The sequence below is a fragment of the Pseudomonas sp. UBA6310 genome, assembly GCF_002438225.1.
GTDB classification, from domain to species: Bacteria; Pseudomonadota; Gammaproteobacteria; order Pseudomonadales; family Pseudomonadaceae; genus Pseudomonas_O; species Pseudomonas_O kuykendallii.
Genome location: NZ_DJTK01000076.1, coordinates 1 through 24738 on the forward strand (window position 1 = coordinate 1; position 24738 = coordinate 24738).

A 24738-nucleotide genomic window follows, 5' to 3' on the forward strand; every position below is an offset into this window, starting at 1 on the left:
GCGGCGTGTCGCGATAGACCAGACTGACCAGCTCCAACTGCTTGGCATGCGCCGCCGGGGCGAGAATCGTCAGGGTGTCCTGGAGCAGGTCGCGCAGGTTGAACGGCAGGTTCTCCAGCATCAGCTTGCCGGCCTCGATCTTCGAGAAGTCGAGGATCTCGTTGATGATGCCGAGGAGGTTCTCCGCGGATTTCTCGATGGTGCCCAGGTAGTCATGCTGGCGCGAGGTCAGCTCGCTCTTCTGCAGCAGGTTAGTGAAGCCGAGGATGCCATTGAGCGGGGTGCGGATCTCGTGGCTCATGTTGGCGAGGAATTCGGACTTGATGCGGCTGGCCTCGATCGCTTCCTTGCGCGCCAGGTCCAGCTCAATGTTCTGGATCTCGATGGTCTCCAGGTTCTGCCGGACGTCCTCGGTGGCCTGGTCGATGCTGTGCTGCAGTTCCTCGCGGGCGCTCTGCAGCGATTGCGCCATGCTGTTGATGCCCTCGGCGACCTGGTCCAGTTCGCGGCTGCGCAGCGGCGGCAGGCGGGTTTCCAGATGGCCGTCCTTGAGCTGCGCAACGGCCTGGCGGATTAGCAGAAGGGGTTCATTGATGGTGCGCCCCATGCGCAGCGCGAGCAGCGCGGTCACCCCGAGGCCCGTGACGATCAGCAACAGGCTGGCGAGCAGGCTGCGGTAGCCGCGCAGCAGGGTGCCCTGGTGCGACAGCTCGACCTCGACCCAGCCGAGCAGGCGCTCGTCTCCAGTCGGGTCGACGTCGCCGCCGAGTGCGCGATGGCGGTTGAATACCGGCAGGAGAAAGCGCGTGGCGTCGTTGCCGCTGTTCAGCGACAGGCGATTGCCGTCGCCATCGGGCATCAGGTTGAGCATGCCCGGCCCGGCGTGGGCCAGGCGGGCGCGGTCGGAACCCAGAAAGCTCACCGCGCGCACGTCGGGATTCTCCAGGGCGTCGTCGGCGATCCGTTCGAGCTGCGCGCTGTCGCGCCGTGCCAGCGAGGCTGCGGCCAGCGGCGCCAGCTGCTCGGCGATCATCTGCCCGCGCTGGAGCAACTGGGATTGCAGGTCGGAAAGCTGCATCCAGGTGAAGTAGCCGCCCAGCATCAGCGCCAGGAGGCTGGTGGGCAGCAGCGTCAGCAGCAGGACACGTCCCTTTATCCCCAAATCCGTCAACACGATGATCGGCCCCCGCTCGGTGGTGTGTGCAATGCGCCGCGATTCCCTGGGCACTAACGATCGACGGCGATGTAGAATCGTTCTCATTTGATCTCGGGCCGTCTCCATGCAGTCTATCAGTCTCGTTTCCCCCCGCATTCCGCTGATTGCGGACGACCCGATCTGGTGGCCACGGAGAGGGATGAATCGATGAAGCGCGTTCTGTGGCTTTCCCTTCTGCTGTGCCTGGGCATCGCCGCTCCGGTACAGGCCAAGCCCGACCTGAGCGAGAAGCTCGGCCCGACGATCGCCGAGCGTGGCTCGGCCTTCTACCGTTTCGAGACCCTGGAGATGCACTCGGCGGACCGTGCGCGGCACTACCGCATCTGGGTCGGCGTGCCCCGGCGACCGGCGCCCCGGACCGGCTATCCGGTGATCTACCTGCTCGACGGCAACGCCGCCATGGCCGCGCTGGACGAGAAGCGCCTGGGCGAGCTGGACCGACAGGGCCCGCCGGTGCTGGTGGCGATCGGTTACGCCACCGACCTGCGCTTCGACGTGGTCGCCCGGGCCTACGACTACACGCCGCCGATGCCGGGCGTGGCGCACGTCATCGACGACCTCTCCCGTGACCGCCAGGGCGGCGGGGCGGACCGGTTCCTCGACCTGCTGGAGCAACGCATCAAGCCGGCGGTGGCCGAACGCGCGCCGCTCGACAGGTCGCGGCAGACGCTCTGGGGCCATTCCTACGGCGGGTTGCTGGTGCTGCACTGCCTGTTCACCCGGCCGCAGAGCTTCCAGTTCTACGCCGCCGCCGATCCGTCGCTGTGGTGGCAGAAGGGGTTCGTCCTCAGCGAGGAGAAGGCGTTCGCCAGCCGAGAGAACAGGCCGAAGCGCCTGCTGCTGATGCACGGCGAGGCCCCGGCCGATGGCGGCACGCCGCCAGGGGTGGACGACAAGGTGATCCAGGCACGCCGCGAGGCCCAGACCGCGGTGCCGCCGGACGCCATCGCGCAGTTGGCCGGGCGCCTGGCGCAACGGCCGGGCATGCAGGTCGGCTATCGCGGCTTTCCCGGCATGGGCCACGGTCCGCTGCTGCCGGTTTCGCTCGATCTGGCGCTGCAACTGGCGGTGGGCAGGACGCCGGCGGAACTGGCTCGGGACGGCGAGTGAGACCGGTCGCGAGCCTGCCGGAAGCCTCCGTCATTGATCTGATACAAATATCTGGCGTTTGAGAACGATTATTGTCTGCCGCCCCGGTTATCCTTTCGCCCCGCGTCTTCGCCTGTTTCTAGAGCAAGGAAATGGTCATGCCCCATGCGTTCCTCCCGACTTCCCGTTCGCTCCAGCGGGCCGCCGCAGCGCTGCTCGGCGCTTGGGTGATGGTCTTCGCTGTGCATGCCGAAGCGGCCGCGCGGACCTTGGACACCGCTTACGGCGCGGTCAGCCTGGACGGCACGCCCCAGCGGGTGGTGGTGCTCACGGAGACGGCGCTGGACACCGCGCTGGCGCTGGGCGTGAAGCCGGTCGGCACGCTCGCCACGCGCGGCGGCAGCGGTGTTGCCAACTACCTGAAGGACAAGGCCGGGCCCATCGCGATGGCCGGTACGAGCCGCGAGGTGAACCTGGAAGCGGTGCTGCAACTGCAGCCCGACCTGATCCTCGCCGCGCCGGACCTGACCCGCGACCTCTACGCCAAGCTCAGCCTGATGGCGCCGACCCTGGTGCCCAAGGGCAATTCCTTCGACGCCTGGCAGGAGGTCACCACCTTCTACGCCGAGGCCCTCGGCAAGCGGGCCGAGGCCGAGGCCTATCTCGAGCAGGTCAATGCACGCATCGCCGCGCTGAAGACCGAGATCAGGCCGGGCGTCGTCGCCTCCGTGGTGCGCTGGAACCCGCAGGGGCCGATCCTCATGTCCAACCGCCTGTTCGTCGGCCAGTTGCTTGGCCAGCTGGGCTTCGAGAGCACGGCGCTGGCGCGCTCGCTGACCGAGAAACCGCACAGCGACACCCTGAGCCTGGAGAACCTCTCGCAGGTGGACGGCGACTGGCTGTTCCTCGCCACCCTCAATCCGGACGGCGACAAGGCCTTGCAGCAGGCGCGCCGCCAGCCGGCCTTCGAGCGGCTGAACGCGGTGAGCCACGGCAAGCTGCTGAGCGTCGACGGCCAGGTCTGGAGCAGCGGTTCCGGGCCGCTGGCCGCGCAGATAGTGCTGGATGACGTGGAGAAGGCGCTGCGCGACTGATGTCCCCGTGTCGTTCCCCCGTCCCGCTGACGGTTCCCGCCGCGCTGCTGCTCAATGGCGGCGCGCTGCTCGTGCTGTGCCTGGCCAGCCTGCTGTTCGGCGCCGGCAACGTCGACCCGCTGCAAGGCGTGCAGACGCTGCTGGGGCAGGGCACTGACGATGCGCGCTTCGTGGTCTTCGAGCTGCGCCTGCCGCGAACCCTGCTCGGCCTGCTGGTCGGTGCGGCGCTCGGCGCGGCCGGCGTGGTGCTGCAGGCGGCGACCCGCAACCCGCTGGCCGAGCCGGGATTGCTCGGCGTCAGCGCCGGCGCCTCGTTCGCCGTGGTGCTGGCGATCGGCCTTGGCGCCAGCGCGGCGACCCTCAACCTCGGCGTCGCCATCGGTGGGGCGCTGGTCGGCTGCCTGCTGGTGCTGCTGGTGACCCAGGCGCGCGGGCTGGGCAACGACCCGGTACGCCTGGTGCTGGCCGGCGCCGCGTTCTCCGGCATCCTCTCGGCGCTGAGCAGCCTGATTCTGCTGCAGGACCAGCGCAGCGCCGACGAAATCCGTTTCTGGATCATCGGCGCACTGGCCGGCCGGCCGCAGGACGTGCTGGGCTGGAGCCTGCCCGGCCTGCTGCTCGGCCTGCTGGTGCTGCTGCCGATTATCCGTCCGCTGGCCGCCCTGGCCCTCGGCGAGAAAATGGCCCGCGGCCTCGGCCATCATCCGGCGGCGATCCGCCTGGCCGCGCTGGCCGGCGTCGCGCTGCTGGTGGGCACCGCCACCGCCGCCGCCGGGCCGATCGCCTTCGTCGGCCTGATCGTTCCGTTCATTGCGCGGCGCCTGGTCGGGCCCGACATCCGCCGCACCTTCGGCCTGTCGTTGCTGCTCGGGCCGGCCATCGTGCTGTTCGCCGACACGCTGTCGCGGTTGATCGTGAGGCCCTACGAGTTGCCTATCGGAGTGGTCACCGCCTTCGTCGGCGCGCCGATCCTGATCGCCGTGGTGCGCAGTCACCGGTTGCCAACGCTATGAACGCCCGGCCTCTGCATGCGCCGGCCGGCCATTGGCTGCTGGCCGTCGGGCCCTGGCGCGTTCTGTTCAACCGGCGCGGCTTGCTGGTCGGGCTGGCGCTGGGCCTGGCGCTGCTGGCGATGGCGGCGATCAGCCTGGCCTCGGGCAGCGCGCTGTTGTCGCCGTGGAGCGCGGTGCAGGCCACCTTCGGCCAGGGCGAGCCGATGCAGGTCTTCCTGGTGCGCGAGCTGCGCCTGCCGCGCCTGGCCGCCGGCGTGCTCACCGGGCTGACTTTCGGCGTCGCCGGCTGCCTGCTGCAGACGCTGGCGCGCAATCGCCTGGCCACGCCGGGCGTGATCGGCATCGACGAGGGCGCCACCGCGTTCGCCGTCGCCTCCATTGTCGCCGTGCCGACCAGCCTGGCGCCGTCGATGCTCGCTCTGGTTGGCGCGGCGACGGCGGCCGCCCTGGCCTTCGGTCTGAGTGCGGGCGCCGGAGCGCGCGGCTACCGGTTCATCGTGGTCGGCATCGCCATCGGCGCGGTGTTCGGCGCGCTGACCAACCTGATGCTGGCGCGCACTGACATGGACGCCGCCAACCAGGCTTATCCGTGGACTGTCGGCAGCCTCAACGCGCGCCCCGCGCAGGCGGTCTGGCTGCTCGCGGCGGGGTTGGCGGTATGCCTGCCGCTGGCCAAGTACCTGGGGCGAGCGCTGGACCTGATGCGCTTCTCCGACAGCGTCGCGGTCGGCCTCGGCGTGCGCCTGGGTGCCATGCGCCTGCTCACGCTGATCGTCACGGTGGCGCTCACCGCGCTTGGCGTGGCGGTCGCCGGCCCGGTCGGGCTGATCGCCCTGGCCGCGCCGGAAATGGCCCGCTACCTGAGCGGCCATCGCGGCGTGCCGGTGCTCAACGCCGGGCTCGCTGGCGCGCTGCTGATGCTCGGCGCCGACTGGGCCGGGCGCACCCTGCTGGCGCCGGTGGAAATCCCGGTCGGCGTGGTCACCGCCATCGTCGGCGGCCCCTATCTGTTGTGGATACTGTTGCGCCAGCCGGCGCGGAGGCTGACATGAGCCACCCCGAATCCCCGCTCATCGGCCGGTCGAGCGCCACGGCGACCCTCGAGGCCCAGGCGCTGAGCCTGGGCTACGGCGACACGCCGATCGTGCGCGAGCTGTCGCTGCGCATTCCGCCGGGCAAGGTCACCGCCATCGTCGGGCCCAACGGCTGTGGCAAGTCGACCTTGCTCGCCGGCCTGTCGCGCCTGCACAAGCCGAGCGCCGGCGCGGTGCTGCTCAACGGCGCCGCCATTGGCAGCCAGCCGTCACGCGAGGTGGCGCGGTTGCTGGCGTTGCTGCCGCAGGACGCGACCGCGCCGGACGGCCTCAGCGTGTCCGAGCTGATCCGTTTCGGCCGCCAGCCGCACCAGGGCATCCTGCGCCAGTGGTCGGCCGAGGATCAGGCCATCGTCGAGGAGGCGCTGCGCGTCGCCGACCTGGTCGAGCTGGCCGAGCGGCCGCTGGAGTCGATGTCCGGCGGCCAGCGCCAGCGCGCCTGGATCGCCATGGCGGTGGCGCAGCAAACGCCGCTGCTGCTGCTCGACGAGCCCACCTCGGCCCTCGACCTGGGGCACGCCATCGAAGTTTTCGAGCTGATTCGCGGGCTGGCCGCGGCGGGCAAGACGGTGGTGATGGTGGTGCACGACCTCTCCAGCGCATGCCGCTACGCCGATCATCTGGTGGCGATGAAGGACGGGCGGATCGTCGCCGAGGGCGCACCGGGCGAGATCGTCACTCCTGAGTTGGTGGAGCAGCTGTACGACGTGCAGTGCATGCTGCTGCGCGATCCGCACAGCGGCACGCCGTTGATCGCCGGTGTGAGTCGCCGCCCGCGCTGATCGGCCTGCCGGTTCATTGCGTGCGTCGTCGCGGTGGGGCGGCGCCGGGTTTGCCGGTATCATAGGCGCCTTCTTTTCGCCGTTCGGATCGTCGAGCCCATGACTCCGCAGTTCCCCACGATCGCCGATTGCATCGGAAACACGCCTCTGGTCCGCCTGCAGCGCCTGCCCGGCGAAACCAGCAACACCCTGCTGGTGAAGCTCGAGGGCAACAACCCGGCCGGCTCGGTGAAGGACCGCCCGGCGCTGTCGATGATCACCCGCGCCGAGCTGCGCGGCGACATCCAGCCCGGCGATACGCTGATCGAAGCCACCTCCGGCAATACCGGGATCGCCCTGGCCATGGCCGCCGCGATCAAGGGCTACCGGATGATCCTGATCATGCCGGACAACTCCACCGACGAACGCAAGTGGGCGATGACCGCCTACGGCGCCGAGCTGATCCTGGTGAGCAAGGAGGAGGGCATGGAAGGCGCCCGCGACCTTGCCGAGCGGATGCAGCGCGAAGGCCGGGGCAAGCTGCTCGACCAGTTCGCCAACGGCGACAACCCGCAGGCGCACTACACCGGCACCGGCCCGGAGATCTGGCGGCAGACCGCCGGCACCATCACCCACTTCGTCAGCTCCATGGGTACCACCGGCACCATCATGGGCACCTCGCGTTACCTCAAGGAACAGAACCCGGCGATCGAGATCGTCGGCCTGCAGCCGATGGAGGGCTCGGCGATCCCCGGCATCCGGCGCTGGCCGCAGGAATACCTGCCGAAGATCTACGACGCCACGCGCGTCGACCGGGTCGTCGACATGGCGCAGAGCGAAGCCGAAACCGTGATGCGCCGCCTGGCCCGCGAGGAAGGCATCTTCTGCGGCGTCTCGTCCGGCGGCGCGGTGGCGGCGGCCTTGCGCCTGTCGCGCGAAGTCGAGAACGCGGTGATCGTGGCCATCGTCTGCGACCGCGGCGACCGCTACCTGTCCACCGGTGTGTATGAACAGCCCTGATCCGCGGAGCGCGCGCTGATGGCCAAGCGTGGCGGCCTGCGTTTTCAGCCCAGTGGCGGCGCGCGCAGCGTGCAGGTGCCGACCGGCAAGAAGCAGCAGCTGAGCATCGAGCGTCTCGCCCACGACGGGCGCGGCATCGCCTTTCTCGACGGGCGCACCTGGTTCGTCGCCGGTGCGCTGCCGGGCGAGCGGGTCGAGGCGCGGGTGCTCGGCGCGCGCAGCCAGGTGGTCGAGGCACGCGTCGAACGCGTGCTCGAGGCCGTGCCGCTGCGCCGTGTCGAGCCCTGCAAGCACGCGCGCCAGTGCGGTGGCTGCAGCCTCCAGCACCTGCCCCATGCCGAGCAGCTGGCGCTGAAACAGCGCACCCTCGACGAGCAACTGACGCGCACCGCGCAGCTGCAGCCGGAGCAGTGGGCCGCGCCGCTGAGCGGGCCGGAGTTCGCCTACCGGCGCCGTGCCCGCATCGCCGTACGCTGGGACGCGCGGGCCTCGCGGCTGGAGGTCGGCTTCCGCGAGGCGTCCAGCCAGAACATCCTTTCCATCGACGAATGCCCGGTGCTGGTACAGCCCTTGCAGCCGATCGTGCGCGCGTTACCGCAGGTGCTGCGTGCGCTGGACAAACCCCAGGCGATCGGCCACGTGGAAATCTTCAGCGGCACCGCCGAGGCGCTGCTGGTGCGGCACACGGCGGTGCTCGGCGAGGCCGATCTGCAACGCTTGCAGGCGTTCTGCGCCGATCACGCCGCGCAGCTCTGGCTGCAGGGCACGGGCGAGCCGCAGGCGTTCATGGCCGGGCAGGAGCTGGGTTACCGCCTGGAGGACTGGGATCTGCAACTGGATTTTCGCCCCGGCGATTTCGTCCAGGTCAACGCGCCGGTGAACCAGGCGATGGTTGCCCAGGCCCTGGAATGGCTGGCGCTGCAGCCTGGCGAGCGGGTCCTCGACCTGTTCTGCGGGCTGGGCAATTTCGCCCTGCCGCTGGCGCAGCGGGTGCGTGAAGTGGTAGCGGTGGAAGGCGTGGCGCAGATGGTCGAGCGCGCGCAGGGTAACGCGCGGCGTAACGGTCTGGGCAACGTGCACTTTTTCCAGGCCGACTTGTCGAAGCCGCTTGCCGAGGCGCCCTGGGCGCAGCAGGGCTTCGACGCGATTCTGCTGGACCCCCCGCGCGATGGCGCGTGGGATGTGGTGCGGCACCTGGCCGAGCTGGATGCCGATCGGGTGCTGTACGTGTCGTGCAATCCGGCGACTCTGGCGCGCGATGCAGCCGAGCTGGCCCGTCAGGGCTACCGGATGCGGCGCGCCGGCATCCTCGACATGTTCCCGCAGACGGCGCATGTCGAGGCGATGGTTTTATTCGAGAGGAGCGGGAAGCTCCGGTAATCCGTGCGGTCCAATTTTCCGGACCGACGTTTTCGACGTGTTCGGCACGTCGTGGGGATAGGCGAAATGGTACAGGTCAGAGCGCATCAGCCGATCAATACCGACGGCAGCATCAATCTGGAGGCGTGGCTGGACCACGTCATCGGTCTCGACCCGGCGCTGGATCGCGACGCCATGCGCGAGGCCTGCGAGTTCGCCCGCCAGGTAGAGCAGCAGGCGAATGCCGCGCAGAACCTCTGGGTCGAAGGCACGTCGAGCTTTCAGACCGGCCTGGAAATCGCCGAAATCCTCGCCGACCTCAAGCTCGACCAGGACTCGCTGATCGCCGCAGTGCTCTATCGCGGCGTTCGCGAGGGGCAGATCCAGCTTCCCGACGTCAACCAGCGCTTCGGCCCCGTGGTCGCCAAGCTGATCGAGGGCGTGCTGCGCATGGCGGCGATCAGCGCCAGCCTCAACCCGCGCCAGTCGCTGGTGCTCGGCACCCAGGCGCAGGTGGAGAACCTGCGCAAGATGCTGGTGGCGATGGTCGACGACGTGCGCGTCGCGCTGATCAAGCTCGCCGAGCGCACCTGCGCCATCCGTACCGTGAAGAATGCCGACGACGAGAAGCGCCACCGCGTCGCCCGCGAGGTCTTCGACATCTACGCGCCGCTGGCGCACCGCCTGGGCATCGGCCATATCAAGTGGGAGCTGGAGGACCTGTCGTTCCGCTACCTCGAGCCCGAGCAGTACAAGCAGATCGCCAAGCTGCTGCACGAGCGACGCCTGGACCGCGAGCAGTACATCACCACGGTGATGGACCAGTTGCGTGCCGAGCTGGCCGCCACCGGGATCAAGTCCGACATCAGCGGGCGCGCCAAGCACATCTATTCGATCTGGCGGAAGATGCAGCGCAAGGGCCTGCAATTCAGCCAGATCTACGACGTCCGCGCGGTGCGCGTGCTGGTCCCGGAAATCCGCGACTGCTACACCGCGCTCGGCATCGTGCACACCCTCTGGCGGCACATCCCCAAGGAATTCGACGACTACATCGCCAACCCCAAGGAGAACGGCTACCGCTCGCTGCACACCGCGGTGATCGGCCCGGACGGCAAGGTGCTGGAAGTGCAGATCCGCACCCATGCCATGCACGAGGAAGCCGAGCTGGGCGTGTGCGCGCACTGGCGCTACAAGGGCACCGACCTCAAGGCCACGTCCAGCCATTACGAGGAGAAGATCTCCTGGTTGCGCCAGGTGCTCGAATGGCACGAGGAACTGGGCGACATCGGCGGGCTGGCCGAACAGCTGCGCGTCGACATCGAGCCGGACCGGGTCTACGTGTTCACCCCCGACGGCCACGCCATCGACCTGCCGAAAGGCGCCACGCCGCTGGATTTCGCCTACCGCGTGCACACCGAGATCGGCCACAACTGCCGGGGCGCGAAGATCAACGGGCGCATCGTGCCGCTCAACTACAGCCTGCAGACCGGCGAACAGGTGGAGATCATCACCAGCAAGCAGGGCTCGCCGAGCCGTGACTGGCTGAACTCCAACCTCGGCTACATCACCACCTCGCGGGCGCGGGCGAAGATCGTCCACTGGTTCAAGCTGCAGGCCCGCGACCAGAACGTTGCCGCCGGCAAGGGCCTGCTGGAGCGCGAGCTGAACCGCCTGGCGCTGTTGCAGGTGGATTACGAGCGGCTGGCCGAGAAGGCCAACATGAAGACCGCCGAGGACATGTTCGCCGCCCTCGGCGCCGGCGACCTGCGCCTGGCGCAACTGATCAACCATGCCCAGCAACTGGTCGAGCCGGAACGCGGCTCCGAGCAGTTGGAGCTGATCCCGCGCAAGCATGGCGGCAACAAGCCGGGTCGCCGCGGCGACATCCAGATCCAGGGCGTCGGCAACCTGTTGACGCAAATGGCCGGCTGCTGCCAGCCGCTGCCGGGCGATCCCATCGTCGGCTACATCACCCAGGGCCGCGGCGTCAGCATCCATCGCCAGGATTGCGCCTCGGTGCTGCAACTGGAAAGCCGCGAACCGGAGCGGATCATCCAGGTCAGCTGGGGCCCGGTGCCGGTGATGACCTATCCGGTGGACATCGTCATTCGCGCCTACGACCGTTCCGGCCTGCTGCGCGACGTCTCCCAGATGCTGCTCAACGAGCGCATCAACGTGCTGGCGGTGAACACCCGCTCGAACAAGGAAGACAACACCGCATCGATGTCGCTGACCATCGAGATTCCCGGCCTGGACGCCCTCGGCCGTCTGCTCGGGCGCCTCTCGCAGTTGCCCAACATCATCGAAGCCCGCCGTCACCGCGTCGGCGGCTGACGGTCTCCGCGCTCCAGGACATTCCGATGTACCGACTCGACGACCTTCTGCACCTGATGGCGCGCCTGCGCGACCCGCAACACGGCTGCCCGTGGGACCTCAAGCAGGACTACGCGAGCATCGTCCCGCACACCATCGAAGAGGCCTACGAGGTCGCCGACGCCATCGAGCGCGGCGATTTCGCCCACCTGCCCGGTGAGCTGGGCGACCTGCTGTTCCAGGTCGTCTACTACAGCCAGCTGGCGCGCGAAGAAGGGCGCTTCGAGTTCGCCACGGTGGTCGACGGCATCGTGCGCAAGCTGGTGCGCCGCCACCCGCACGTGTTTCCCGACGGCGACCTGTATGGCGCGCCGGACATGGCTCGCCTGGAAGAGGCGGCGATCCGTCAGCGCTGGGAGCAGATCAAGGCCGAGGAGCGCGCCGAGGTCGCTTCCGCGCCGCAGCAACTGTCGCTGCTCGACGACGTACCGGCAGCGCTGCCGGCGTTGTCGCGCGCGGCCAAGCTGCAGAAACGCGCGGCCCACGTCGGCTTCGACTGGCCGGAGGCGCTGCCGGTGGTCGACAAGGTCCGCGAGGAACTCGACGAAGTGCTCGAGGCGATGAGCGAGAACGACCCACGGGCGATCGCCGAGGAAGTCGGCGATCTGCTGTTCGTCGCGGTCAACCTGGCCCGGCATCTCAAGGTCGACCCTGAAGCCGCGCTGCGCGGCGCCAACGCCAAGTTCGAGCGGCGTTTCCGCTTCATCGAGCAACGGTTGCGCGAACGCGGCCGCCCCATCGAGGCGTGCAGCCTCGACGAGCTGGATGCGCTCTGGGGCGAGGCGAAGAAGCAGGAGAAAGCAGCGGCCCTTTGAGCCCACTGCGCGGCGAACACAAAGCCGGTGGATGTCGCTTTTCACATCCACCACAATCCCCCGGGTGGCGCGATGAAGCGCGCGCCAGCCCAAGTCCAATTCAATTCACGACGAGCCGAAACATGAGTCTTTCCCTACGCGATCAGTTGCTCAAAGCCGGGCTGGTCAACGAGAAGCAGGCCAAGCAGGCCGGCAAACAGAAGCAGAAGCAGGTCCGCCTGGAGAAGAAGAACCAGGTGGAAAAGGACGACTCGCAGCGCCAGGCCGCCCTGCAGGCGCAGGCCGAGAAGCTTGCCCGCGACCAGGAGCTGAACCGCCAGCAGCAGGAAAAGGCCGAGCAGAAGGCCCGCGCGGCGCAGATCAAGCAACTGATCGAGTCCTCTCGGCTGCCCAAGCTGACCACCGAGGATTACTACAACTTCGTCGACGAGAAGAAGGTCAAGCGCCTTTCGGTGAACAACCTGATGCGCGACAAGCTCAGTCGCGGGTCGCTGGCCATCGTCCGGCATGGCGGCGGCTACGAGGTGATTCCGCGCGAAGCGGCGCTGAAGATCCAGGAGCGCGACCCGCAGCGCGTGGTGCAGCTCAACGTGCAGACCGAAGCGCCGGATGCCGACGATCCCTATGCCGCCTACCAGATTCCCGACGACCTGATGTGGTGAGGCAGGGCGCGGCCTCGGGGGCCGCGCCTGTGTCTTGTAGGAAGGAGTGGGGTGAAACGAATCGCTCCCCCGGACGGAGGAGCGAGGAGGCGAATCAGTCGCGGCGGCCTTCGACCTTGCGGCCGTCGACGTCGCCCTCGGCGAGCATGATCTGGTATTCCTTACCGTCCTTTTCCACCTGCTGCAGGCTGACCAGCAGGTAATCCCAGTCCTTGGCGAACCAGAGCACGGTCTTGCGGTTGCTCTGGGTGGGGTCGCGCACGCGCTCCACCTTGATCGCATCCAGCAGGCCGGCGCGGGTGCGCACCACTTCCTCGCCCAGCACGCGGAAGTCGTAGGTCTCCACTTCGTCGCCGTCGACCACCTGGTAGCTCATGCTCTTCTTGCCGGCGGCCACGTCGTATTGCAGCGCCAGCTGGTAGGTCGACTTGTCGAGCATCCCGCGGTTCAGCGGCACGCGCAGCTGGTTGCCGCGGTCGCTGCCGATGATCTGCTTTTCGTTCCAGTCGAAATCCTGCTCGACGGTCTTGCCCTTGCCCAGGCCGCTGCGGTCGAAGCGGTAGGTCAGTGGCACGAAGAGGTCCGCGTCCTGGCGGAAGGTGCTTTCCTCGGTGAGGCTGGCAACCAGCATCGAGGCCTTGAAATTGAGCAGCCAGCGGTTGTCGCCGTCGGCCTTGAGGCTGCGCTCGGCGGTGCCGCTCATGGGCAGCTGCTTCCAGTCGGCGGTGTAGCTGGCGGAGAACGGCTTCAGCTCGTAAGCCTGTACCTGCAAGGCGAGCAGGGCGAGGACGAACAGCAGGACGCGACGCATAAAGGCTCCTAGGTTCGGATCAGATGGCCGGTGGCCGGCAGTTTTGCGCCGTCAAGCATTGCGCCATCGGCCGCGAGGCGCAAGCGACCATCGGCAAACCAGCGCACGGCGAGTGGGTAGATCAGGTGCTCCCGGTGGTGGACACGCGTCGCCAGGCGCTCGGGCGTGTCGTCCGCTTCGATCGGCAGCACTGCCTGTACGACCAGAGGACCGCCATCGAGTTCTTCGGTGACGAAGTGCACGCTGCAGCCGTGTTCGGTGTCCCCGGCCTCGAGCGCCCGGCGGTGGGTGTCGAGGCCCTTGTGCCGGGGCAGCAGCGAAGGATGGATGTTCAGCAGGCGGCCCTGGTAGTGACGCACGAAGCCTCCGCTGAGGATGCGCATGAAGCCGGCGAGGACCACCAGCTGCGGCTCGAAAGCGTCTATCTCCGCCATCAGCGCGGCATCGAAGGCCTCCCGGCCTGCATAGCGCGTGTGGTCGAGTACGCGGGTGTCGATGCCGGCAGCCCGCGCGCGGGAAAGGCCCGCTGCGTCGGCGCGGTTGCTGATCACCGCGCGGATGCGGGCCGGGCTACCCGCGCCGTGGAGATCGTCGATCAGCGCCTGCAGATTGCTGCCGCTGCCGGAAATCAGCACCACCACATTGCAGGGTTCGGCCATCAATGGGCTTTCAGATTGTTCAGCACGACCTGCGCGGCGCCTTCGGCGGCGGTGCCGATCTGGCCGATCAGCCAAGGCTGCTCGCCGCTGGCGGTTAGATTGCTCAGCGTGGCTTCGACGTGTTCCTGGGCGACGCAGATGACCATGCCGACGCCGCAGTTGAGTACGCGATGCATCTCGTGCTCATCGACGTTGCCCTGCTCCTGCAGCCAGTCGAACACCGCCGGGCGGGTCCAGCTGGCCACGTCGACCAGCGCCTGGGCGCCTTGCGGCAGCACGCGCGGGATATTGTCGAGCAGGCCGCCGCCGGTGATGTGGGCCATGGCCTTCACCGCGCCGGTGTCCTTGATCAGCTTGAGCAGCGGCTTGACGTAGATGCGCGTCGGCGCCATCAGCAGGTCTTTCAGCGGTTTGCCGTCGAGCTGGATGCTCTCGATGTCGGCGCCGGCGACTTCGATGATCTTGCGGATCAGCGAGTAACCGTTGGAATGCGGGCCGGACGAGGGCAGGGCGATCAGTGCGTCGCCGCTGGCGACCTTCGAGCCGTCGATGATCTCGGCCTTTTCCACCACGCCGACGCAGAAGCCGGCCAGGTCGTAGTCTTCGCCTTCGTACATGCCAGGCATCTCGGCGGTCTCGCCGCCGACCAGGGAGCAGCCCGCCAGCTCGCAACCGGCGCCGATGCCGGTGACCACGGTGGCGGCCACGTCGACGTTGAGCTTGCCGGTGGCGTAGTAGTCGAGGAAGAACAGCGGCTCGGCACCGCACACCACCAGGTCGTTGACGCACATGGCGACCAGGTCCTGGCCGATGCTGTCGTGCTGGTTGAGGTTCAGCGCCAGGCGCAGCTTGGTGCCGACGCCGTCGGTGCCGGAGACCAGCACGGGCTGTTTGTAGCCGGCGGGGATTTCGCAAAGGGCGCCGAAGCCACCCAGGCCGCCCATCACTTCCGGACGCGCGGTGCGCTTGGCCACACCCTTGATGCGTTCGACGAGCGCTTCTCCGGCGTCGATGTCGACACCGGCGTCCTTGTAGCTGATGGAGGGTTGCTTGCTCATAAATCGGGCCCTTGGGGTTTCGGGGTGGGACCGGTGCCGCGCGGGGCCGGTCTGCGAAGGCGCGCGATTTTATCAGGCTTGCCGGGCAGCGGCCATCCTGCCCGCCCGGTTGCCGGGTGGCGGAGGGCTGTTTAAGGTATAGCCCTCCTGGCGGCCGCCATGCCGCCCACGTCCTGAGAGTTATCCATGCGCCCGATCGCCCGTCTGCTCCTTCTCAGCCTGTCGCTGCCGTGCCTGCCGAGCTTCGCCGAACCGGTCGCCGGGCTCTACGAGGTGCGCGAGCCGGTCACCAGCCAGCAGCCGGCGGACCGCGAACAGGCCCTGCAACGGGCGCTGGATACCCTGGTACTGCGGCTTTCCGGCGACCCGGCGGCGCTGCGCAATCCGGGCCTCGCCGAGCTGCGCAAGGACCCGCAGCAACTGATCAGCCAATACGGTTACGACGACGAGGCGCTGCGGGTCGACTTCGATCCGCTATCCAGCGAGCGCGCGCTGAGCCGCGCCGGCATATCCCTGTGGGGCGCCAACCGGCCGTCGATTCTTGCCTGGTGGCTGAACGAGTCCGTCGACGCCGCCAGTCTGGTCGGCGATGGCCAGGGCAGCGCCGCGCCGCTGCGTGCCGCCGCCCAGCGCGCCGGGCTGCCGCTGCGCCTGCCGCTGGCCGATCTTCCGGAGCAACTGGTGGCGACCGCCGACACCCTCAAGGCGTCGTCGCCGGACGCGCTGCGCGAGATATCCACGCGTTACGGCGCGGATGCGCTGCTGGCGGTGGATGCCCACGAGGAAGAGGGCAAGTGGACGGCGCAGTGGAAGCTCTGGCTCGGCGACTCCCGCGAGCAGGGCAACGCCGAGGGCGCCGACGCCGCCAGCCTGGCCGAGGCCGTGATGTGGGCCGTGAACCAGCGCCTGGCGCCGCGCTTCGTCGCCAAGCCGGGCGCCGCGCGCGGGCTGTCGGTGCAGATAGAAGGCGCCGACCTGGCGCGCTACGCCGAACTGGATCGCCTGCTCGAACCCTTCGCGGCGCATCTGCAGAGCGTCTCGGGCAATCAGCTCAATTACCAGTTGAACGCCAGCCCGGAGCAACTGCGCGCGCAGCTCGCGCTGGGTGGCCTGCACGAGCTGGCCGCCGAAGCGCCCGCAGCCAGCGCGCCGGCGGAAGGCGTGGCGACCGATCCGGCCGCGTCCCCCGCGGCGCCTGCCGCCCCTCGGGACCCCGTGCTGCGTTTCGGCTGGTAGCCGGCGTACACTGCGCGGCCGCTGACTTCCCCGTTCAAGGAATCGAGCATGACCCCTTCTAATCGCTGGCTGTGGCTGATCGGCCTGCTGCTGGCCGGCTGGCTGATCTATCTGCTCACTCCTATCCTCTCGCCGTTCCTCATCGGCGTGCTGTTGGCCTACCTCGGCGATCCGCTGGTCGATCGGCTGGAGCGCTGGAAGCTTTCGCGCACGCTTGCCGTGGTCGCGGTGTTCGCGCTGTTCAGCCTGATCCTGCTGGCGGCGCTGCTGATCGTCCTGCCGATGCTCGGCAAGCAGTTGATGCACCTTTATCAGCTGGCGCCGCGGGCGCTGGACTGGCTGCAGGTCAGCGCGCTGCCCTGGCTGCAGGCCAAGCTCGGCCTGGCCGAGGAGTTCTGGCGTTTCGACCGGATCAAGGCGGTGTTCTCCGAGCACCTGGGGCAGACCACCGACATCGTCGGCATCGTCCTCGCCAGCGCGACCACCTCGAGCCTGGCGCTGCTCGCCTGGCTGGGCAATCTGCTGCTGATCCCGGTGGTGAGCTTCTACCTGCTGCGCGACTGGGACCTGATGGTCGCCCGCCTGCGCGTGCTGCTGCCGCGGCGCAACGAGGAAACCACCGTGCAACTGGTCGGCGAGTGCCATGAGGTACTCGGCGCCTTCCTGCGCGGGCAGATGCTGGTGATGCTGGCGCTCGGGGTGATCTACGCCGCCGGGCTGATGATCATCGGCCTCGACCTCGGCCTGCTGATCGGCCTGCTCGCCGGTCTCGCCAGCATCGTTCCGTACATGGGCTTCGTCGTCGGTTTCGGCGCGGCGGTGATCGCGGCGCTGTTCCAGTACGGCGGCGATCTGTATCCGCTGATCGGGGTCGCGGCGGTGTTCACCGTCGGCCAGTTGCTCGAGGGCATGCTGCTGACGCCACTGCTGGTCGGCGACCGCATCGGCCTGCACCCGGTGGCGGTGATCTTCGCCATCCTCGCCGGCGGCCAGCTGTTCGGCTTCACCGGTGTGCTGCTGGCCTTGCCGGTGGCGGCGGTGGTCATGGTTCTGCTGCGGCATGTGCATGTTTTATATAAACTTTCAGACCTCTATCGGGAGCCTTCCAACTCCCATGAACCTCCCGGTCCGGCATGACACCCCTGCAGCTCCCCCTCGGCGTCCGTCTGCGTGACGACGCCACCTTCGCCAACTACTACCCCGGCGCCAACGCGGCCGCGCTGGGCTACGTCGAATGCCTGTGCGAGGCGGACGCCGGCTGGACGGAGAGCCTGATCTACCTGTGGGGTGCCGAGGGGGTCGGCCGCAGCCACCTGCTGCAGGCGGCCTGTCTGCGCTTCGAGCAGCGCGGCGAGTTGGCGGTCTACCTGCCGCTCGGCGAGGTGGTCGACCACGGCCCGGCGCTGCTGGACAACCTGGAGCAGTGCGAGCTGGTCTGCCTTGACGATCTGGACGCGGTGGCCGGACGCGCCGACTGGGAAGAGGCGCTGTTCCACCTGTTCAACCGGTTGCGCGACGCCGGTCGGCGGCTGCTGCTGTCGGCCAGCGCTTCGCCGCGCGAGCTGGCGATCGGCTTGCCCGACCTGCAATCACGGCTGAGTCTGGCGCTGGTGTTCCAGCTGCAGCAGCTGTCCGACGAGGACAAGCTGCGCGCCCTGCAACTGCGCGCCTCGCGCCGCGGGCTGCACCTCAACGATGAAGTCGGGCGCTTCATCCTCACCCGCGGCGCGCGCAGCATGAGCGCGCTGTTCGAACTGCTCGAGCGTCTAGACCAGGCGTCATTGCAGGCTCAGCGCAAGCTGACCATTCCGTTCCTCAAGGAAACCCTGGGTTGGTAGGGCGCTCGCCGCTAACCCGTCCTTGTATCTACGAGAGCATCTGACCCCACCGTAGGATGGGTTAGGCGCAGCGCACGGGATCACTGGCGCACAGGGCATCCGCTGCGCCGTAACCATCGAGCAAGCTGCTCAGTTCCCTTCGCCGGCGAGCTTGCGCTGGTACTGGAAGCACCAGCGCGTGTAGAGCAGGGCGGTGCAGAACAGCAGGGCGCTGATCACCGCTTCCAGCCAGCCGTACAGTGCGCGCGCCGGGTCGATGGCGGCGAGTACGCCCTGGATGAAATACAGGTTCACCACGAAGCACAGCCAGGCATGCGCGCGCGGGCTGCCCATCAGCATGCCCGGCGCGAGCAGTGCCAGCGGCACCAGCTGGATCGCCAGCACTACGCCGACCCGCGCGCCGTGCAGGTCGGCGAATGCCAGGTTCCAGCCGACGATCAGCACCGCCAGGGCGACGAAGCTGAGCAGGCTGAGGCTGCGCACCAGTTTCATCCGCGGTTGCAGCCATTCCAGCGCCGGCAGTGGCTTTGGCGTCTTGGCCATGTCAGTTCTCCAGGCGCTGGGCGACGCGCGCCAGGCGCTCCCCGAGGGCGCGGCAGAGGGCCGCTTCGTGCTCGTCGAGCGGGCGTTTGCCGTCGACGCCGGCGTGATGGCTGGCGCCGTACGGCGTACCGCCGCCGCGGGTCTCGACCAGCGCCGCCTCGCTGTAGGGCAGGCCGCAGATCAGCATGCCGTGGTGCAGCAGCGGCAGCATCATCGACAGCAGGGTGGTTTCCTGGCCGCCGTGCAGGCTGGCGGTGGAGGTGAACACCGCTGCCGGCTTGCCCACCAGCTCGCCGGTCAGCCACAGGCCGCTGGTGCCGTCGAGGAAGTACTTGAGCGGCGCGGCCATGTTGCCGAAGCGCGTCGGGCTGCCGAGCACCAGGCCGGCGCAGTGCTTGAGGTCGTCAACGCTGGCGTAGAGCGCGCCGTCGGCAGGAATCGCCGGGGCTACCGCTTCGCACTCGCTGGAGACCGCCGGCACCGTGCGCAGGCGGGCCTCCATGCCGGCCTGCTCGATGCCGCGGGCGATGAGCCGGGCCATTTCGGCGGTGGCGCCGTGGCGGCTGTAGTACAGGACCAGGACGTAGGGCGCGCTCATGGCAGCAGCTCCAGGACCTTCTCCGGCGGACGGCCGATCACCGCCTTGTCGCCGACCACCAGGATCGGTCGCTCGATGAGCTTCGGATGGCGGGCCATCGCGTCGATCAGGTGGGCTTCGTCGAGTTGCTCGTCGGCCAGGCCGAGGGTGGCGTATTCGTCTTCGCCACGGCGCAGCAACTGGCGCGCGCCGATGCCGAGCTTGCCCAGCAGTGCCTTTATCTCGGCGGCGTTCAGCGGTGTGTCCAGATAACGCACGACGACCGGCGACAGGCCGCGCGCTTCGAGCAACTCCAGCGCGCCGCGGGATTTCGAGCAGCGGGGGTTGTGATAGAGGATCAGATCGGTCATTTGCGGATCGCATCTTGCGTGAGGTGGCGGCTATTCTACCCGCCTCGGCGCCGCTCCGGAGCCTGCGTGGTATCACCGTCGCAGCGCGGCGGCCCATGCACGCCGGTGACTGGCCGGATCAAAGGAGAAGGGATGCGTACGCGCTTCATCGATACCGTCGATTTCTGGCGTTTCCTGCTGCGCCGCTTTCTGGCCGACCAGGGGCCGAACAACGCCGCGGCGCTGACCTACACCACGCTGTTCGCGGTGGTGCCGATGATGACGGTGACCTTCGCCATGCTCTCGGCGGTGCCGGCGTTCCAGAACATGGGCGAGCTGATCCAGAGCTTCATCTTCCGCAATTTCGTGCCCACCACCGGCAGCGCCATCGAGGAATATCTGCGGATGTTCACGGTCCAGGCGCGCCAACTGACCTGGGTCGGCATCGCCTTTCTGCTGGTCACCGCGCTGCTGATGCTGCTGACCATCGAGAAGGTCTTCAATACGATCTGGCGGGTCCACCAGACGCGCCGCGGGATCACCAGCTTCCTCATCTACTGGGCGATTCTCAGCCTCGGGCCGCTGCTGCTGGGCGCCGGCTTCGCGCTGAGCACCTACATCGCCTCGCTGTCGCTGATCAGCGGGCCGCATCCGCTGATCGGCGCCGGCACGCTGCTCAAGTACATGCCGCTGCTGCTCAGCGTGGCGGCCTTCACGTTGCTCTACGCGGCGGTGCCGAACACCCGCGTGCCGCTGGGGCACGCCCTGATCGGCGGAGTGTTCGCCGCGGTGCTGTTCGAGGCGGCGAAGAAGGCCTTCAGCTTCTACGTCGGATTCTTCCCCGGCTACCAGCTGATCTACGGCGCGTTCGCCACGGTGCCGCTGTTCCTGCTGTGGATCTACCTGTCCTGGATAATCGTCCTGCTCGGCGCCGAACTGGTGTGCAATCTGTCGTCGTCGCGCGAATGGCGCAACCGCGAGGTGCCCCGGCTGCTGGCGGTGTTCGGCGCGCTGCGGGTGTTTCACCAGCGTCAGCAGAGCGGGCGCCCGGTGCGTCATGCGGACATGCGCAGCGCCGGCTGGCCGATGCCGGAGGACGAGTGGGTCGAGGTGGTCGAGTTTCTCGAGAGCGAACAACTGGTCTGCCGTACCAGTGGCGGCGCCTGGGTACTGTGCCGCGACCTGAGTCGCTACCCGGTGCACCAACTGATCCGCCATAGTCCCTGGCCGCTGCCGCGCGTCGAGCAACTGCCGGACAAAGCGGGCGAGCACTGGCTGGTGCCGCTGCGCGACGCGCTGGCGAAACTGCACGAGGAGCAGGTCGAGCTGTTCGGCGAGGACCTGGCCGGCTGGCTGCAGCCCGCCGCGCCACACGACCGCTGAGGCCGTCGCTCAGCGCAGTTTCAGCGGATGGCGGCTGACCGTGGTGCTGCCGAGGTTGGCCGGTGACAGCTGGATCTCGGTCTGGCTGTGCATGCCGCTCAGCTGCAGCCAGAGCTTCTCGCCCTCGGCAAACGCATCGCGCGCCAGCCACAGCCCATGTTCCCAGCCATTCTCCGAAGCCGTGCTCTGCAGCAGTCCGGGGTGCGTCTGCCCGCTGGGCGTGCGGCGCAGCCATACCGGGCGCGGCAGGCCCTGCATCGCATGCAGGCCGAGGTGCAGCCCCTCGGCGTTGAGGTGACGCCAGCGCACCATCACCAGGTTCGGCGCGCCGTCGAGCAGCAGCACCAGTTGACCGACCGGGAACTGGTTGCCGAGTCCGGACGGGCAGAGCAGCCGGGCGCCGCCCGCGCTGCTGTCGACCAGGCGCGCCGCGCATTGCACGGGGCGTTGTTCCAGCAGATGGGCATGGATCGCCTGCAGGCCGATCAGCAGGTTGCAGTCGGCCGCCCGTTCGCTGCGCGGGTGGCGGCGCTGCTCCCGACCCAGCCAGTGGTGCTTGACCCGTTCCAGCAGGTGATGCTCCGGGCCGCTGCGCAGCGGGGCGGGGTCGTTCACCGCAATCAGCAGGGCGCCGAGTTCGAGCCGGCGCAGATAGGCGGGATTGCCGTTGGCGGGCTGTCCAGGCGCCAGCGAAGGCTGCGCGAGGGTGAGGTCGATGACCGGGGCACCACTGTCGTCGTCCACCGCCCACGGCATCACCTGTGGCAGCGTGGCGAGCGGCGCCAGGGCACTGAACAGCAGCAGGCATTCTTCCTCGGCGAGGTGGAAGGGGTTGCTCAGCGCCAGCAGCAGGACCTGCTGATAGAGCCCGCCCGGCGTGCTCGCGGGAGTGGGCTGGAAAGCGGCCGCCACCGGCTCGTCGAGGCAGGCCTGCTGCTCGCCGATCCAGTAGAGCAGGTGGCTGTCGCGCCACAGCTCCGGCGCGGGCTCCTGGTACAGATGGTAGTGACGCAGCAGGCACTGCGCGGTGAAATACAGCGCCATGTACAGGCACCAGGCGAGGTGCGGACGGGACGGCGAGCGGCCCTGGATGATCTGCAACAGCAGGCGTTTGAAGCCCACCGCCAGCTCCGCGCACAGGCGCAAAAACAACGGCGGCAGCGGACCCTGTGGCGAAAGGGACTTGGCGTAGTGGCGGAACTCGTCGCTGAAGCTTTGCAGCGCGCGCTGCCTTTCAAGTAAGGTCAGGGCGCTGCGATTGAGGCGGAACAGCAGCCTCAGGGTCTCCTGCAGGCCGATCTCCAGCGCTTGCTGGCGGGCCTCCAGCAAGCGCCCGTTCAACTCCGCCAAAGGCGCTATCGGTTCACCGTCGATGTCCGCCACACCCAGGTGCAAGGCATCCAGGATCATATCAATCAGCGAGCACGAGGATCGAAAGCATGGGAACGCAACTCCGACGGGTCATGGGGCTGCTGGCGTGCCTGCTGCTCAGCGGCTGTGGCGAGAACCTGGGGCTCGACCAGCATGGGCAGAAGGTAACGGCTGGCAGTCTCGAAGGCCAGTGGTTGGTCATCAACTACTGGGCCGAATGGTGCGGGCCCTGTCGCACCGAGATTCCGCAGCTCAACCAGCTTTCCGAACAGCTCGCGTCCGAGGGGGGCAAGGTCATCGGGGTAAACTTCGATGGCCTGCAGGACGAGGCGCTGAGCAAGGCGGCTAGCGATATGGGCATTCGCTTCGTGGTGCTCGCCCGGGACCCCGCCGAGCGTTTCGCCCTGCCACGCAGCGAGGCGCTGCCGGCCACCTTCATCGTCGATCCGCAGGGCAAGCTGCGCGAACGGCTGCTCGGCGAGCAGACCGCGGAAGGCCTGCGCGCGCGTCTCGCGACGCTACGGTCGGGTTCCTGAAATGGCCCGTCGCTGCCTGCACGGGCTGATCGCCGGCAAGGTACAGGGCGTCGGTTTTCGCCAGGCCACGCAGGCTCAGGCGCAACGCCTGGGGCTCGCGGGTTGGGTGGCCAATCTGCCGGACGGGCGTGTGGAAACGCTGTTCGAGGGGCGGGACGAGGCGCTGCAGCAACTGGCCGATTGGCTGAAACACGGGCCGGCCGGCGCGCGCGTCGATGCGCTGGCGCTGGACGAGCGCTCTGCGCAGGGGCTGGTCGGTTTCGCCATCCGCCGCTGACGACCGTCCGCGTGCGCGTGCCCGCTGCGGGCCAGCCGGCGCGTCCCCTCACGGCTTCACGTACCAGATGTCCTGCCAGATCCCGATCACCCGTGCCGGATACCAGTTCTTGCCGAGGCTGCCGTTGTAGCGCGCCAGGGCCCGGCTCAGGTCGCCGTTTTCCTTTTTCAGGTAGTAGCTGAGGATGGTGCAGCCGTAGCGCAGATTGGTGGCGTTGTCGGTGAGGTTGTCCTGCGGCCTGCCCAGCTCGGCCTTCCAGAAGGGCATCACCTGCATCATGCCCTGGGCGCCCACCGAGGAGATGGCGAAGCGGTCGAAGCGACTTTCGGCGTGGATCAGCGCCAGCACCAGATCAGGCTTGAGGCCCGCCTTGCTGGCCTCCCGGTGGACCAGGCGCAGCAGCGTCAGGCGATCGTCGGCACGCGGCACGTAGCGCTGCAGGCGTGTCGACATGTCGAGCAACCAGACCTCGGCGTCGAAACGGTCCTGAAAACTCTCGGATTCGGCCACGGTGCGTTGCAGCAGTGCGCGCAACTCGGGCTCGGGCGCCTGGGGAAGCTGGCTCAGCGCCGAGTGCGCCGCAGATGTCACCAGCAGCAGCGCGAGCAGGGCGCAGCGCCACCACGACGCCGGGCCCACGGGCTCAGTCCTCGCCCGGATCGGCGGCCAGGCGGCCGGCATCCTTGAGCAGCGCGTGGAGGAATTCCTTCTGCAGCTCCGGATCGTTGCGGGTCAGTTCGATCAGGCTCTGCTCCAGTTCGCTGGCTTCTTCTTCCAGGCCGAGTTCGGAAAGACGCTTGACCCGATGCACCCACTGATCGACGTCGTCGCCTTCGAGGTCATCGAAGATCAGCGCGTGGGCTTCGCTGAGCTTGCCCCGCAGGGAACGGCTGATGCCCAGGCTGGCGGAGGCGCGGGTTCCATCCTGCGGGTCCTCGACGCTGATGCCGAGGGTAGCGACACCGCTCAAATCCTGCTCGGCGAACGGGCCGTCGAGCAGGTTCAGACGCAGCACGCCGGTGCGGTCGGTGAGCAGGTCGAGATCGTGCGTGCCCACCTTGACCTGCACCGGGCGCTCCGCCCACGGCAGGCTGGAGTAATCCATGCGTTTGTCGAGCTGACGCTCGTCGATGCCGGCCAGGTTCTGCTGCGAGCGGCCGTTGGACTGCACGTTCATGAACGGGTTGAGGCCGGCGAAGCCGTAGCTGATCCAGCCCTTGGTGGCGCTGTCCGGCAGGCGCCCGAGCAGCACCACGTTGAGCACATTGGCACCGACGCCAGCGACCACCGCGACCGCGCCCAGCGGCACTTCGTAGAGTTCGCGCCAGGCCTGGTAGGGCGTGTAGCGGTCGTAACGACGGGTGACTTCGAACTCGGTCAGCTCGAAGGTCTTCTGCTCGAGAATGCGCACGCGTCGTTGCGGCAGCTCGAGGACGGCGGGTTCGCCGGTCTCGATCTGCAGGCTATGGCTCAGCAGCTTTCGCTCGACCCTTTCCTCGTGTTCGCTGCGCTGCGGCAGATGGTTGGCGCAGCCTGCGAGAAAAAGCGCACCGCCCAGGGCGGCGCCGGCGAGGCGCAATGAACTTGCGTTGAACATGAAGGG

Annotated in this window: 26 protein-coding genes; 16 read left to right on the forward strand and 10 right to left on the reverse strand. The window is 68.2% G+C overall.

The annotated features are described in order from the left end of the window. Positions 1-1174: histidine kinase dimerization/phospho-acceptor domain-containing protein (locus B3E91_RS18475; protein ID WP_287030899.1), on the reverse strand; the 1174-nt coding region annotated here is incomplete at its 3' end. A 189-nt stretch (positions 1175-1363) separates the two neighbouring features. Here B3E91_RS18475 and B3E91_RS18480 point away from each other — a divergent pair. From B3E91_RS18480 to B3E91_RS18525, 10 genes are all read left to right on the forward strand, one after another. Next, a complete protein-coding gene (locus B3E91_RS18480) occupies positions 1364-2326 on the forward strand; it encodes an alpha/beta hydrolase (protein ID WP_287030900.1) in 963 nt (320 codons plus the stop codon). A gap of 137 nt (positions 2327-2463) precedes the next feature. Beyond that, positions 2464-3399 (forward strand): ABC transporter substrate-binding protein, encoded by a 936-nt coding sequence (locus tag B3E91_RS18485; protein ID WP_287030901.1) that lies wholly within the window; start codon positions 2464-2466, stop codon positions 3397-3399. Then, on the forward strand, positions 3399-4412 hold the full coding sequence (locus B3E91_RS18490) for a FecCD family ABC transporter permease (RefSeq protein WP_287030902.1): 1014 nt from the start codon (positions 3399-3401) through the stop codon (positions 4410-4412). Before B3E91_RS18485 ends, B3E91_RS18490 begins: the two co-directional genes overlap by 1 nt. Next, positions 4409-5464, forward strand: coding sequence for a FecCD family ABC transporter permease (locus B3E91_RS18495; protein WP_287030903.1), 1056 nt, complete (start codon positions 4409-4411; stop codon positions 5462-5464). The genes B3E91_RS18490 and B3E91_RS18495 overlap by 4 nt, the downstream gene beginning before the upstream one ends. Continuing rightward, the gene (locus B3E91_RS18500) at positions 5461-6288 is read left to right on the forward strand and encodes an ABC transporter ATP-binding protein (RefSeq protein ID WP_287030905.1); all 828 of its coding nucleotides are present in this window, start codon (positions 5461-5463) and stop codon (positions 6286-6288) included. The genes B3E91_RS18495 and B3E91_RS18500 overlap by 4 nt, the downstream gene beginning before the upstream one ends. A gap of 99 nt (positions 6289-6387) precedes the next feature. Next, positions 6388-7287 carry a cysteine synthase CysM gene (gene cysM / locus B3E91_RS18505; protein WP_287030906.1) on the forward strand — a complete coding sequence of 300 codons (900 nt, stop codon included), beginning with the start codon at positions 6388-6390 and terminating at the stop codon, positions 7285-7287. 18 nt (positions 7288-7305) lie between these two features. Beyond that, the gene (rlmD, locus tag B3E91_RS18510) at positions 7306-8667 is read left to right on the forward strand and encodes a 23S rRNA (uracil(1939)-C(5))-methyltransferase RlmD (protein WP_287030907.1); all 1362 of its coding nucleotides are present in this window, start codon (positions 7306-7308) and stop codon (positions 8665-8667) included. A gap of 66 nt (positions 8668-8733) precedes the next feature. After that, entirely contained in the window at positions 8734-10980 is a 2247-nt protein-coding gene (gene relA / locus B3E91_RS18515) for a GTP diphosphokinase (protein ID WP_273229409.1), read from the forward strand. A gap of 26 nt (positions 10981-11006) precedes the next feature. Next, positions 11007-11834 (forward strand): nucleoside triphosphate pyrophosphohydrolase, encoded by an 828-nt coding sequence (gene mazG, locus B3E91_RS18520; RefSeq protein ID WP_287030909.1) that lies wholly within the window; start codon positions 11007-11009, stop codon positions 11832-11834. 122 nt (positions 11835-11956) lie between these two features. Further along, the gene (locus tag B3E91_RS18525; protein WP_090228133.1) at positions 11957-12496 is read left to right on the forward strand and encodes a DUF2058 domain-containing protein; all 540 of its coding nucleotides are present in this window, start codon (positions 11957-11959) and stop codon (positions 12494-12496) included. A gap of 94 nt (positions 12497-12590) precedes the next feature. Here the strand turns inward: B3E91_RS18525 and B3E91_RS18530 are convergent, their stop codons facing one another. From B3E91_RS18530 to purM, 3 genes are read right to left on the reverse strand one after another with little or no spacing between them, the layout of a single operon-like run. Next, positions 12591-13307, reverse strand: a complete 717-nt coding sequence (locus B3E91_RS18530; RefSeq protein WP_287030911.1) for a DUF3108 domain-containing protein — start codon at positions 13305-13307, stop codon at positions 12591-12593. An 8-nt stretch (positions 13308-13315) separates the two neighbouring features. Further along, a complete protein-coding gene (purN, locus tag B3E91_RS18535; protein WP_287030912.1) occupies positions 13316-13966 on the reverse strand; it encodes a phosphoribosylglycinamide formyltransferase in 651 nt (216 codons plus the stop codon). Then, complete coding sequence (gene purM, locus B3E91_RS18540; RefSeq protein WP_287030913.1) at positions 13966-15024, reverse strand: phosphoribosylformylglycinamidine cyclo-ligase; 1059 nt, start codon at positions 15022-15024, stop codon at positions 13966-13968. The genes purN and purM overlap by 1 nt, the downstream gene beginning before the upstream one ends. 186 nt (positions 15025-15210) lie before the next feature. Between purM and B3E91_RS18545 the strand changes: the two genes are divergently transcribed. Genes B3E91_RS18545 through hda form a run of 3 tightly spaced genes read left to right on the forward strand, consistent with a single transcriptional unit; the run spans position 15211 to position 18098 of the window. Next, entirely contained in the window at positions 15211-16260 is a 1050-nt protein-coding gene (locus B3E91_RS18545; protein WP_287030914.1) for a DUF2066 domain-containing protein, read from the forward strand. Positions 16261-16308: 48 nt separating this feature from the next. Beyond that, positions 16309-17397 carry an AI-2E family transporter gene (locus B3E91_RS18550; protein WP_090228120.1) on the forward strand — a complete coding sequence of 363 codons (1089 nt, stop codon included), beginning with the start codon at positions 16309-16311 and terminating at the stop codon, positions 17395-17397. Next, positions 17394-18098 carry a DnaA regulatory inactivator Hda gene (gene hda / locus B3E91_RS18555; protein WP_090228118.1) on the forward strand — a complete coding sequence of 235 codons (705 nt, stop codon included), beginning with the start codon at positions 17394-17396 and terminating at the stop codon, positions 18096-18098. The genes B3E91_RS18550 and hda overlap by 4 nt, the downstream gene beginning before the upstream one ends. A gap of 129 nt (positions 18099-18227) precedes the next feature. Here the strand turns inward: hda and B3E91_RS18560 are convergent, their stop codons facing one another. Genes B3E91_RS18560 through arsC form a run of 3 tightly spaced genes read right to left on the reverse strand, consistent with a single transcriptional unit; the run spans position 18228 to position 19589 of the window. After that, positions 18228-18641, reverse strand: a complete 414-nt coding sequence (locus B3E91_RS18560; RefSeq protein ID WP_287030917.1) for a DUF2069 domain-containing protein — start codon at positions 18639-18641, stop codon at positions 18228-18230. A 1-nt stretch (position 18642) separates the two neighbouring features. Then, positions 18643-19239, reverse strand: coding sequence for an NAD(P)H:quinone oxidoreductase (wrbA, locus tag B3E91_RS18565; RefSeq protein ID WP_287030918.1), 597 nt, complete (start codon positions 19237-19239; stop codon positions 18643-18645). Continuing rightward, positions 19236-19589, reverse strand: a complete 354-nt coding sequence (arsC, locus tag B3E91_RS18570) for an arsenate reductase (glutaredoxin) (RefSeq protein WP_287030919.1) — start codon at positions 19587-19589, stop codon at positions 19236-19238. Before arsC ends, wrbA begins: the two co-directional genes overlap by 4 nt. Before the next feature lie 132 nt (positions 19590-19721). Between arsC and B3E91_RS18575 the strand changes: the two genes are divergently transcribed. Next, a complete protein-coding gene (locus B3E91_RS18575; protein ID WP_287030920.1) occupies positions 19722-20951 on the forward strand; it encodes a virulence factor BrkB family protein in 1230 nt (409 codons plus the stop codon). Positions 20952-20960: 9 nt separating this feature from the next. Here the strand turns inward: B3E91_RS18575 and B3E91_RS18580 are convergent, their stop codons facing one another. Further along, entirely contained in the window at positions 20961-22361 is a 1401-nt protein-coding gene (locus B3E91_RS18580; RefSeq protein ID WP_287030921.1) for a PilZ domain-containing protein, read from the reverse strand. Positions 22362-22390: 29 nt separating this feature from the next. Between B3E91_RS18580 and B3E91_RS18585 the strand changes: the two genes are divergently transcribed. Continuing rightward, the gene (locus B3E91_RS18585) at positions 22391-22858 is read left to right on the forward strand and encodes a TlpA family protein disulfide reductase (protein ID WP_287030922.1); all 468 of its coding nucleotides are present in this window, start codon (positions 22391-22393) and stop codon (positions 22856-22858) included. Between the two features lies 1 nt (position 22859). Then, positions 22860-23135, forward strand: a complete 276-nt coding sequence (locus B3E91_RS18590; RefSeq protein WP_287030923.1) for an acylphosphatase — start codon at positions 22860-22862, stop codon at positions 23133-23135. Between the two features lie 48 nt (positions 23136-23183). Here the strand turns inward: B3E91_RS18590 and B3E91_RS18595 are convergent, their stop codons facing one another. After that, on the reverse strand, positions 23184-23774 hold the full coding sequence (locus tag B3E91_RS18595) for a lytic transglycosylase domain-containing protein (protein ID WP_287030924.1): 591 nt from the start codon (positions 23772-23774) through the stop codon (positions 23184-23186). 4 nt (positions 23775-23778) lie between these two features. Continuing rightward, a complete protein-coding gene (locus B3E91_RS18600; RefSeq protein ID WP_287030926.1) occupies positions 23779-24732 on the reverse strand; it encodes a hypothetical protein in 954 nt (317 codons plus the stop codon). Between the last annotated feature and the right edge of the window lie 6 nt (positions 24733-24738).

Bases quoted from the DNA above. Each gene is read 5' to 3' on its own strand.
- relA (WP_273229409.1), top strand. From the start codon at position 8,734: ATGGTACAGGTCAGAGCGCATCAGCCGATCAATACCGACGGCAGCATC.
- B3E91_RS18580 (WP_287030921.1), bottom strand. From the start codon at position 22,361: ATGATCCTGGATGCCTTGCACCTGGGTGTGGCGGACATCGACGGTGAA.
- B3E91_RS18600 (WP_287030926.1), bottom strand. From the start codon at position 24,732: ATGTTCAACGCAAGTTCATTGCGCCTCGCCGGCGCCGCCCTGGGCGGT.
- arsC (WP_287030919.1), bottom strand. From the start codon at position 19,589: ATGACCGATCTGATCCTCTATCACAACCCCCGCTGCTCGAAATCCCGC.
- B3E91_RS18495 (WP_287030903.1), top strand. From the start codon at position 4,409: ATGAACGCCCGGCCTCTGCATGCGCCGGCCGGCCATTGGCTGCTGGCC.
- B3E91_RS18525 (WP_090228133.1), top strand. From the start codon at position 11,957: ATGAGTCTTTCCCTACGCGATCAGTTGCTCAAAGCCGGGCTGGTCAAC.
- purM (WP_287030913.1), bottom strand. From the start codon at position 15,024: ATGAGCAAGCAACCCTCCATCAGCTACAAGGACGCCGGTGTCGACATC.
- B3E91_RS18590 (WP_287030923.1), top strand. From the start codon at position 22,860: ATGGCCCGTCGCTGCCTGCACGGGCTGATCGCCGGCAAGGTACAGGGC.
- B3E91_RS18560 (WP_287030917.1), bottom strand. From the start codon at position 18,641: ATGGCCAAGACGCCAAAGCCACTGCCGGCGCTGGAATGGCTGCAACCG.
- B3E91_RS18575 (WP_287030920.1), top strand. From the start codon at position 19,722: ATGCGTACGCGCTTCATCGATACCGTCGATTTCTGGCGTTTCCTGCTG.
- rlmD (WP_287030907.1), top strand. From the start codon at position 7,306: ATGGCCAAGCGTGGCGGCCTGCGTTTTCAGCCCAGTGGCGGCGCGCGC.
- B3E91_RS18480 (WP_287030900.1), top strand. From the start codon at position 1,364: ATGAAGCGCGTTCTGTGGCTTTCCCTTCTGCTGTGCCTGGGCATCGCC.
- B3E91_RS18530 (WP_287030911.1), bottom strand. From the start codon at position 13,307: ATGCGTCGCGTCCTGCTGTTCGTCCTCGCCCTGCTCGCCTTGCAGGTA.
- wrbA (WP_287030918.1), bottom strand. From the start codon at position 19,239: ATGAGCGCGCCCTACGTCCTGGTCCTGTACTACAGCCGCCACGGCGCC.
- B3E91_RS18545 (WP_287030914.1), top strand. From the start codon at position 15,211: ATGCGCCCGATCGCCCGTCTGCTCCTTCTCAGCCTGTCGCTGCCGTGC.
- purN (WP_287030912.1), bottom strand. From the start codon at position 13,966: ATGGCCGAACCCTGCAATGTGGTGGTGCTGATTTCCGGCAGCGGCAGC.
- B3E91_RS18490 (WP_287030902.1), top strand. From the start codon at position 3,399: ATGTCCCCGTGTCGTTCCCCCGTCCCGCTGACGGTTCCCGCCGCGCTG.
- B3E91_RS18500 (WP_287030905.1), top strand. From the start codon at position 5,461: ATGAGCCACCCCGAATCCCCGCTCATCGGCCGGTCGAGCGCCACGGCG.
- B3E91_RS18550 (WP_090228120.1), top strand. From the start codon at position 16,309: ATGACCCCTTCTAATCGCTGGCTGTGGCTGATCGGCCTGCTGCTGGCC.
- cysM (WP_287030906.1), top strand. From the start codon at position 6,388: ATGACTCCGCAGTTCCCCACGATCGCCGATTGCATCGGAAACACGCCT.
- B3E91_RS18585 (WP_287030922.1), top strand. From the start codon at position 22,391: ATGGGAACGCAACTCCGACGGGTCATGGGGCTGCTGGCGTGCCTGCTG.
- hda (WP_090228118.1), top strand. From the start codon at position 17,394: ATGACACCCCTGCAGCTCCCCCTCGGCGTCCGTCTGCGTGACGACGCC.
- B3E91_RS18485 (WP_287030901.1), top strand. From the start codon at position 2,464: ATGCCCCATGCGTTCCTCCCGACTTCCCGTTCGCTCCAGCGGGCCGCC.
- mazG (WP_287030909.1), top strand. From the start codon at position 11,007: ATGTACCGACTCGACGACCTTCTGCACCTGATGGCGCGCCTGCGCGAC.